Below are 7,377 nucleotides of genomic sequence, written 5' to 3' on the forward strand. Positions count from 1 at the left end.
GTGTCAAGAGCGCTGGGCCGCCCGGGCGAACGCGATCAACGCCCGTGCCGCCGGGCTCAGCGGCCCCTCCGTCCGCCACGCCAGCGCGAGCGCGCCCCGCAGCCCCGGCCCGCGGATGCCGATGACCCGCAGCTCCGCCTGGTGGTACCGGGCCAGCGACTCCGGCACGATCGCCACCCCGAGACCCCGCGTGGCCAGCTGGACCAGGACGTTCGGGTCGGCCGCCTCGAACGCGATCCGCGGCTTCCGCCCCGCCTGCGCGAAGGCCGCGTCCAGCGCGGTCCGCAGGCCCGTCCCCTTCGGCAGCGCCATCAGCGGCAGGCCGTCGAGGTCGGGGATCCCGACCTCGGCCCGGCCGGACAGCGGGCCGGACGGCGCGGTGACGGCCACGAAGGGCTCCTCCAGCAGCACCTGCGTCGCGATGCCGGGCGGCGGGGCCGTCGAGATGCCGACGACGGCGAGGTCGAGCCGTCCCTCGCGCAGCGCCGCCAGCATGGTTTCGGAGTCGGCCTCCGAGAGCGTGATTTCGACGGCCGGGTACCGCTCGTGGAAGCCGGCCAGGATGTCGGGCAGCCCGATCGGGCCCACCGACGTCACCGCCCCGATCGCGACCTGGCCGCGGACCAGCCCGGCGAGCTCCTCGACGGCTTCGCGCACACCCTGGACCGCGGCGAGCGCCGCCCGGGCGTGCGGCAGGGCGGCGGCGCCGACGTCGGTGAGCCGGACCGTGCGGCCGGAGCGGTCCAGCAGCTCCTGCCCCAGCTCCCGCTCCAGGCGTTTCACCTGCGCACTCACCCCGGGCTGGGCGACGTGCAGCCGTTCCGCCGCGCGCGTGAAGTTGCCCTCCTCGGCCACGGCGACGAAGTAGGCGAGCTGGTGCAGTTCCATAATCACTGATTCTAGCTATTAGACAAATCAGATCTTGGACTTCTGATCGAGTTCGCCCGAAGCTGGAAGCAGCGAACGAAAGGAGCCGAGATGCACACCCTCCGCCCAGGTCAAGACGGTTACGCCGACGAGGTCGCCGGCTTCCAGACGGCGGTCCCGAGCTCGCCCGCGGTGGTCGTCGCCGCCGAAAGCGCCGAGGACGTCGTGGCCGCCGTCCGCTATGCCGCCGAGCACGGGCTGGCCGTCGCGGTCCAGGCGACCGGGCACGGCCTGACCGCCGGCACCGACGGCGTCCTGATCAGCACCCGCCGGATGACCGGTGTCGAGATCGACGCCGAGTCCCGCACCGCCCGCGTCGAGGCCGGTGTCCGGTGGGAGGCCGTCGTCGAAGCCGCCGGGAAGCACGGCCTCGCGCCGCTCAGCGGCTCGTCGCCGGACGTCGGCGTCGTCGGCTACACGCTCAGCGGCGGGTTCGGGCTGCTGGCCCGCCGGTACGGCCGGGCCGCCGACCACGTCACCGCCCTCGACGTCGTCACCGCCGACGGCGAGCTGCGGCGGGTCGGCCCCGGCTCGGACCTGTTCTGGGCGCTGCGCGGCGGCCGTGACGGCTTCGGCGTCGTGACGGCGATCGAGTTCGGCCTGGTCCCGGTGGCCGAGCTCTACGGCGGCAGCCTCACCTTCGACAGCGCGGACGTGCCGTCGGTGCTGCGGGCGTGGCGGACGTGGTCGGCGGCCGCGCCGGACACGCTGACGACGTCGATCGCCCTGATCCGCTACCCCGACCTGCCGGTGCTGCCGGAGGCCCTGCGCGGCCGGCACGTCGCCCAGGTCCGGATCGCCTACCTCGGTGACGGCGGCGACGACCTGGTGGCGCCGCTGCGGGCGGTCGCTCCTGCCCTGGCGGACACGCTGCGGGTGCTGCCGTTCACCGAGTCCGGCTCGATCGCCGCCGAGCCGCGGCAGCCGCACGGCTACCACGGCACCAACGCGACCGTGTCCCAGCTGAACGACGCCATGCTCGACGCGGTCCTCGAACACGCCGGCCCGGGCGCGGCGACCCCGCCGGTGCTGATCGTCGACCGGCTGGGCGGCGCGCTCGCCCGGACGCCGGAGACCCCCGGCGTGGGCTGGGACCGCTCGGCCGAGTTCGTCGTCCGGGCCCTGTCGATGGTCGGGGACGACGGCGTCGCGGCCGTCCGGCGGACGCACGCGAAGCTGTTCGACGCGCTGGCGCCGTGGACGACCGGCCGCCTGCTGCCGTTCGTCTACGGCGAGCACGCGCCGGAGGAGGTCACGGAGAGCGTTTACCCGGCCGCGGACCTGCGACGGCTCGGCGAACTCCGCCGCCGGTTCGACCCGCGGAACGTCTTCCGGGCCCGGTAAAGGGGATCCGGCCGGGGAAATGGCCGCGAAAACGGGGCCATATACTCGGCCGGTCGATCACACCGATGGGGGACCGCCTTGCGCACGATGAGCCACGAGGACTACCTCGGCATGCGGCGGTTTCCGGGGCTCGACGGCCTGCGCGCACTCGCCGCGACGATGGTCATCTTCTTCCACTTCGGCGGGCCGAACTGGACGTGGCTGTCGGGCTGGGTCGGCGTCTACCTGTTCTTCGTGCTGTCCGGTTTCCTGATCACGACGCTGCTGCTGCGTGAACAGGACCGGACCGGCCGGATTTCGCTGTCGAACTTCTACCTGCGGCGCGTGTTCCGGATCCTGCCGCCGTACCTGGTGATCCTCGGCGGGATCATCGCGTTCGTCCTGCTGCGCGCCGAGTTCCTCGAACGCGGTTTCCCGCGCGCGCTGAAGTACTACCTGACGTTCATGAACGAGTTCTTCCCGTCGACGGCCGACCACGCCGCGGACAACTTTTTCAGCGGCTCGTGGACGCTCGGGATCGAGGAGAAGTTCTACCTCGTCTGGCCGTTCCTGCTGGTCGCGATCGGGATCGGCGCGGCGAAGCGCAAGTTCGTGCTGGTGGCCGCGGCAATGGCCGTGCTGCTCGCGCTGGTGCCGCTGACCAGCGGCTGGGCGCTCGAGGGTTCGAAGGTCGCGATCTACCACTCGACCATCCACTACTTCATCCTCGCGGGCGGCTGCCTGCTGGCGATCACGCTGCACTACCGCCGCGGTTACGCGCTGCTGCGGCCGCTGACCCACCCGCTGGCGGCGATCCCGATCGTCGCGGCGTTCGGGCTGCTGCACGTCAACCTGGACACGGTGTGGACGGCGTCGGGGCAGAACCTGTGGTGGCTGGTGGCGTACGCGGGGCTGACGATGCTGCTGCTGATCGTGCTGGTGAGCCCGGGCCCGCTGCGCGCGCTCCTCGGCACGGCCCCGATGCGGTTCGTCGGCGAGCGGTCGTACTCGCTGTACCTGCTGCAGGGGCCGGTGCACTTCGTCGTCGTGCAGGCGGTGCCCGGGCTCGCCCAGAGCCGGACGGTCTCGGCGCTGGTGGTGTTCCTGGTCGGCCTGGCGATCGCGGACCTGATCCACCGCTGGGTGGAGAAGCCGCTGATCGACGTGGGCAAGCGCGTGATCGCCCGCAAGGAGGAGCGCCGCGAGCGGCGCCTGGAGCCGGCTCGACCGGCGCCATCGCCCACCGAGCCGGCTCCCGTCGGCTCCTAGCGCTCCAGAACGACGATCGGGATGACCCGGTCCGTCTTCTTCTCGTAGTCCGCGAAGCCCTCCGCGTGCGCGACCATCCCCGCGTACAGGCGGTCCCGCTCCGCGCGGTCGGCGATCGCCGTCGCCGTGGCCTCGAACTTCTCCGTGCCGACCTCGACCGTCACCTTCGGGTTCGCCACCAGGTTGTGGTACCAGGCCGGGTTCTTCGGCGCGCCGCCCATCGAGGCCGCGATCACGTAGCGGTCGCCGTCGCGGGTGTAGACCAGGGGCGACAGGCGCTCGGCGCCGCTCTTCGCTCCGATTGTCGTGAGCAAGAGCACGTTCTTGCCCTCGAACATGCCGCCGACCTTGCCCTCGTTGGCCCGGAACTCCTCGACGATCTGCTTGTTGAAGTCGTTCATCTCGGATGGCGTCGTCATGGGATCCCCTGTTTCTGGCCGGTACGCTCGACCGGACGCAAGGTACGCTCGAGCCAAAGCGTTTGCTTTGCAAACAAAGTTACCGAGGGGAGGCAATCGGTGTCAACGGAGGCCGGACCGAGTGTCGAGGACGGCGTTCGGCAGCTGCTGCTGCTCATGCCCCGGCTGGTAGGCCGCGCGAAGCGGACACCGGTGCCGGCGGAGCTGAACGGCTGCGCGCTGGCGCCGCGGCACCTCTCCCTGCTGTCGTACCTGCTCTTCGACGGCCCGATGACGGTCACCGAGCTGGCGACCCGCCTCCAGGTGGCACCGACGACGGCGAGCCTGATGGTCGGCGACCTCAGCCGCCAGGGCGTGCTGAACCGCGAGGAGGACCCGGCCGACCGGCGCCGGACCATCGTGAGCATCCCCCCGGACAGGCGCCCGGCCGTCGACTCCTGGCTCGCCCGCGGCGCCCAGGCGTGGCGTGACGCCCTGACGCCGTTGACCCCCGCCGAGCGCCGGCTGGTGATCACGACGCTGGAAGCCTACGAACGCGGCACCTGCGAAGGCCCCGGCTGCTAGTCCTCGCCGCGCTTTTCGCGGGCCAGCTTGCGCTGCGCCTCCGCGCGTTCCCGGCACCGGCGCAGGAACTCCTCGTCGTCGTCCGGGCTCGTGGCCGCGAACCGGCCCGGGCGGTCGTACTCCGGGAACGCCGGCGTGGCGCGCTCGTACCGCCCGCGTGCCCGCGCCACCTGCTCCGGACGGCCGGCCACCAGCCAGACGATCGAGCCGACCAGCGGCACCACCAGCACCAGCAGCAACCACAGCCCCTTCGGCAGGTTGCGGCAGGAGGACTCGTCCGTCGTGATCACGTCGACCAGGCAGAAGATCCACAACCCGAACGTGACGAAGCCGAGCAGACCATCCAAGTACAGCAATTCGCGACCTTCCCCCAGAAGATGAACGCGGTAAGTCTTAGCAGAACCCGCTGACCGCCCGGCCGCGGGTCACCCACAGGTGCGCGGGCAGCCGGAGGTTCGGCGCCCCCACCCACGGCGTTTCCCGTTCTGTCAGGCGGAAACCACGCAACGCCTCGAGAACGCCGGTCGCGAGGGCCACGGCGTGCCGCGAGCCCGGGCAGGCGCGCGGGCCGGCGCCGAACGGCGTCCCGGCGAGCGGCACCGAAACGTCCTCGCCGCCGATCCGGCGGCGGGTGGCGAGCACCGGCTGCCCGGCGGGTTTTCCGGTCAGGGACGCGAAAAGCTCGTTGCCGATCAGGCCGGCCGTGGCGTCGCAGGCCTGCACGAGCAGGCCGATCCGCGCCGCCGTGCGTTCGGACGGCCCGCCGCAGGCCGCGATCAGCCGGGTCAACGCCGCTTCGGCGGCCGCATCGGGTGTCACGTGCGGGTGGTAGGCGGCCGCCACCGGCACCACGTCGGCCGAGACGTCCGGCAGGCCCAGCGCTTCGGCGAGCACCCCGACCGGCACCGGGCGCGCGATGTCCGCCATCACGTCGACGACGTCGAGACCGGCCGCGATCCGGCTCGTGCGCTCGAAAGCATTGCGCTGCAACGCATCCACGTCGACCGGCGCCAGCGCGTCCACCGCCAGCGCGCGGCGCCGGACGTGGTCGGGTCCGTTGCTGAAGCGGGCGACGGACGCGCGCAGCCAGGCGACGGTCCCGAGCGGAACTTCGGAGGGAACGGGCGGGACCGGAGCGGAAAGCGGTGTCATACGGCGAAGTTAGCCACGGGAAACGTCGGTCGCGGCCGAAGTTTTACAGCACCGAAGACACCGGGAACCACGTCGCCTGCGGGCCGCCGCAGCGCGTCACGCGCGGGACGTCGTGCTGGAACCACCACGCCTCGGTGACCCGGCCGTCCGGCAGCCGGTACGTCGGCGGGCCGGCGACCCGGGCGAGCCCGGCGGCCTGCAGCGACCGCGCGCTCGCCACGTTGCCCACCTCGGCGCCCGCCCGCACCCGCGGCAGGCCCAGGTGGTCGTGCGCCAGGGTCAGGCCGGCCGCGAAGAGCACCCGGCCGTGGCCGCGGCCGCGGTAGTCCGGGGCGAGGTAGCCGCCGGTCTCCGGGCCGCCGTCGTCGCCGGTGTGCACGCTGACCAGGCCGACGCAGCGGTTGGCCTCGACGTCGATCATCACCAGGTCGACCGACTGCGGGTCCGGCGCCGCCCAGTCCGGGCCGGTGCCGGGCACGACGCGCAGCGCGTCCGCCCGGGCCGGCTCGGCGACGATCGAATCGCGCTGCCAGCCGAGCCAGCGCTGCGCGGCCGGATCGCTGCCGCAGGCGACGGCGGCGGCGTACTCCCACGCGGTCGGGGTGCGGAAGAGGAAGCGCCCGGCGCGCACCACATGGCCCTGCCGGTCGCAGGCCCGCTTGGTCATCAGGCGGCCGCGGCGGGTGAGCCGGTCGAAGATCCCCTTGGTGGCTGGCAGCATCGCGGCGAAATCGTAGCGGAGCGTTCCGGGCCGGAGTTGCTATCGTGGCCCGATGACGGCCGTACCCGACGCAACCGAACTGGACGGCTCCGGCCGGGCAGCCCAGCCGCGTCAGCTGATCGTGACGGTGTACGGCCTCTATTCGCGCACGGAAGGCGGCTGGCTCTCCGTCGCTTCGCTGATCGACCTGCTCGCCGCCGTGGGTGTCGACGAGCCCGCCGTGCGCTCGTCCATCTCCCGGCTGAAGCGGCGCGGGATCCTCGAAGCGGTGCGCCGCGACGCGACGGCGGGCTACGAGCTGTCCGACGAGGCCCGGGAGATCCTGCGCGAAGGCGACGAGCGGATCTTCCGCCGCGGCCGCGCGACCCCGGCCGACGGCTGGCTGCTCGCGGTGTTCTCGGTGCCGGAGACCGAGCGTCACAAGCGCCACCTGCTGCGCGCCCAGCTGGCCCGGATGGGCTTCGGCACGGCGGCCTCCGGCGTCTGGATCGCGCCGGCCCACCTCCACGGCGCGACCGAGGAGGCCCTGACCCGCCTCGGCCTGGCCGGGTACGCGGACCTGTTCCGCGCCGAGCACCTGGCGTTCGGCGACGTCGCGGCGAAGGTCCGCGAGTGGTGGGACCTCGACCGCCTGGACGAGCTGTACACGACGTTCCTCGACGAGCACGGCCCGGCCCTGCGCCGCAAGCCGGTGACCGAGGAACAGGCGTTCGCCGACTACATCCGGGTGCTGACCGGCTGGCGGCGGATGCCGTACCTCGATCCCGGGCTGCCGGCGGAATTCCTGCCGCGCGACTGGTCGGGGATCCGCGCGGCGGAGCTGTTCTTCCAGCTGCACGCGCAGCTGGAAACGCCGGCGCGAACGTACGTGGCGAAGGCCATCAACCTCGGCTGAGCCCCGGCGCGGGTTGTGGGGGGGGGGGTAGGAGGGGGGGTCACCCCCGACCACACACCACCCCCCCACCCCCCGCCCCCCCCCCAACACCCCCACGCCCCCCAACG

9 protein-coding genes are annotated in these 7,377 nt (G+C 72.8%); 4 read left to right on the plus strand and 5 right to left on the minus strand.

Features of this window, described 5'->3' with window-relative positions; translation table 11 throughout:
• Positions 1-3: 3 nt before the first annotated feature.
• Positions 4-888 carry a LysR family transcriptional regulator gene (locus ABZW17_RS12310; RefSeq protein ID WP_354812493.1) on the minus strand — a complete coding sequence of 295 codons (885 nt, stop codon included), beginning with the start codon at positions 886-888 and terminating at the stop codon, positions 4-6.
• 90 nt (positions 889-978) lie between these two features.
• Here ABZW17_RS12310 and ABZW17_RS12315 point away from each other — a divergent pair, with 90 nt between their 5' ends.
• The gene (locus tag ABZW17_RS12315) at positions 979-2,271 is read left to right on the plus strand and encodes an FAD-binding oxidoreductase (RefSeq protein ID WP_354812495.1); all 1,293 of its coding nucleotides are present in this window, start codon (positions 979-981) and stop codon (positions 2,269-2,271) included.
• A gap of 87 nt (positions 2,272-2,358) precedes the next feature.
• Positions 2,359-3,519 (plus strand): acyltransferase, encoded by a 1,161-nt coding sequence (locus ABZW17_RS12320; RefSeq protein WP_354812497.1) that lies wholly within the window; start codon positions 2,359-2,361, stop codon positions 3,517-3,519.
• Here the strand turns inward: ABZW17_RS12320 and ABZW17_RS12325 are convergent.
• Positions 3,516-3,938 (minus strand): nitroreductase family deazaflavin-dependent oxidoreductase, encoded by a 423-nt coding sequence (locus ABZW17_RS12325; RefSeq protein ID WP_354812499.1) that lies wholly within the window; start codon positions 3,936-3,938, stop codon positions 3,516-3,518. The genes ABZW17_RS12320 and ABZW17_RS12325 overlap by 4 nt on opposite strands.
• 99 nt (positions 3,939-4,037) lie before the next feature.
• On the opposite strand from ABZW17_RS12325, the gene ABZW17_RS12330 reads away from it, so the two are divergent.
• Positions 4,038-4,502 (plus strand): MarR family winged helix-turn-helix transcriptional regulator, encoded by a 465-nt coding sequence (locus tag ABZW17_RS12330; RefSeq protein WP_354812501.1) that lies wholly within the window; start codon positions 4,038-4,040, stop codon positions 4,500-4,502.
• Here the strand turns inward: ABZW17_RS12330 and ABZW17_RS12335 are convergent.
• From ABZW17_RS12335 to ABZW17_RS12345, 3 genes are read right to left on the minus strand one after another with little or no spacing between them, the layout of a single operon-like run.
• The gene (locus tag ABZW17_RS12335) at positions 4,499-4,858 is read right to left on the minus strand and encodes a PLDc N-terminal domain-containing protein (protein ID WP_354812503.1); all 360 of its coding nucleotides are present in this window, start codon (positions 4,856-4,858) and stop codon (positions 4,499-4,501) included. The two genes, ABZW17_RS12330 and ABZW17_RS12335, sit on opposite strands and share 4 nt — an antisense overlap.
• Positions 4,859-4,895: 37 nt before the next feature.
• Positions 4,896-5,654: a hypothetical protein gene (locus ABZW17_RS12340; RefSeq protein ID WP_354812505.1), complete on the minus strand. Its 759-nt coding sequence runs from the start codon at positions 5,652-5,654 to the stop codon at positions 4,896-4,898.
• Positions 5,655-5,697: 43 nt separating this feature from the next.
• Positions 5,698-6,375, minus strand: coding sequence for a GNAT family protein (locus ABZW17_RS12345; RefSeq protein WP_354812507.1), 678 nt, complete (start codon positions 6,373-6,375; stop codon positions 5,698-5,700).
• A gap of 52 nt (positions 6,376-6,427) precedes the next feature.
• Between ABZW17_RS12345 and ABZW17_RS12350 the strand changes: the two genes are divergently transcribed.
• Entirely contained in the window at positions 6,428-7,270 is an 843-nt protein-coding gene (locus ABZW17_RS12350; RefSeq protein ID WP_354812509.1) for a PaaX family transcriptional regulator C-terminal domain-containing protein, read from the plus strand.
• Positions 7,271-7,377 lie beyond the last annotated feature (107 nt).

The sequence above is a fragment of the Amycolatopsis sp. NPDC004625 genome (assembly GCF_040609695.1).
Taxonomy (GTDB): domain Bacteria; phylum Actinomycetota; class Actinomycetes; order Mycobacteriales; family Pseudonocardiaceae; genus Amycolatopsis.

What these genes read in the sequence shown, in the direction of transcription:
- ABZW17_RS12310 (WP_354812493.1), bottom strand. Translation starts at nt 888, where the DNA reads ATGGAACTGCACCAGCTCGCCTACTTCGTCGCCGTGGCCGAGGAGGGC.
- ABZW17_RS12315 (WP_354812495.1), top strand. Translation starts at nt 979, where the DNA reads ATGCACACCCTCCGCCCAGGTCAAGACGGTTACGCCGACGAGGTCGCC.
- ABZW17_RS12320 (WP_354812497.1), top strand. Translation starts at nt 2,359, where the DNA reads ATGAGCCACGAGGACTACCTCGGCATGCGGCGGTTTCCGGGGCTCGAC.
- ABZW17_RS12325 (WP_354812499.1), bottom strand. Translation starts at nt 3,938, where the DNA reads ATGACGACGCCATCCGAGATGAACGACTTCAACAAGCAGATCGTCGAG.
- ABZW17_RS12340 (WP_354812505.1), bottom strand. Translation starts at nt 5,654, where the DNA reads ATGACACCGCTTTCCGCTCCGGTCCCGCCCGTTCCCTCCGAAGTTCCG.
- ABZW17_RS12345 (WP_354812507.1), bottom strand. Translation starts at nt 6,375, where the DNA reads ATGCTGCCAGCCACCAAGGGGATCTTCGACCGGCTCACCCGCCGCGGC.
- ABZW17_RS12350 (WP_354812509.1), top strand. Translation starts at nt 6,428, where the DNA reads ATGACGGCCGTACCCGACGCAACCGAACTGGACGGCTCCGGCCGGGCA.